The sequence below is a fragment of the Vibrio sp. 1078-1 genome (assembly GCF_033340475.1).
Genome location: NZ_JAWOWM010000826.1, coordinates 1 through 532, shown reverse-complemented (window position 1 = coordinate 532; position 532 = coordinate 1). Strand labels below are relative to the sequence as shown.

The 532-nt window shown below is 44.9% G+C and carries 2 pseudogenes; one reads left to right on the top strand and one right to left on the bottom strand.

From position 1 onward, the window contains the following. Window positions 1-155: pseudogene (locus R7190_RS30310) on the top strand (DUF3622 domain-containing protein); the annotation flags it as partial. Window positions 156-242: 87 nt separating this feature from the next. Here the strand turns inward: R7190_RS30310 and R7190_RS30305 are convergent. After that, window positions 243-532: pseudogene (locus R7190_RS30305) on the bottom strand (DNA-directed RNA polymerase subunit beta); the annotation flags it as partial.

Below are 532 nucleotides of genomic sequence, written 5' to 3'. Positions count from 1 at the left end.
CTGAACAAGAACTTGCGGGCTTCATTGAAAACCAAGTTGTTCGTAATGAGCGTAAAGCTGTACAGCGTCAAGAACGTGAAGCAGAGCAACTTGCGGCAAAAGTTCGCAAAGAAGAAGCTCGTAAAGCACGCGAAGCTGAAGCTGACGAAGAATAATGGCATATATTCCGATTGATGTTTCGATCTGTCGGTAATGCTAAAAAGCCCTGAAGTTTTCTTCAGGGCTTTTTTGTTGGCTCATTTTCATAAGCAGTCAGAAGAAACCGAGAAGCCAAAAGAGCCTTCGGAAGGTGCGGCAAACTGTTGGTTACCAGGCAGTAAGTGAGGATTGTTTGCGTAAACACGATGAGATGATTTGTTATTACGTGTATGCACAGGCGGTAAATCAATATGATGTAAGCCATCCGAAAGATCGTTGGCCTCACCGTAGTCAAAGTCTGTTGTGACCTCGGCGTTATTTTTTGTGTGGTAACAATGATCTGGCTTGCCTTCCTCTCGCCATTTGAGTTCTGAGCGTTGCGCGTCCAAGTTGA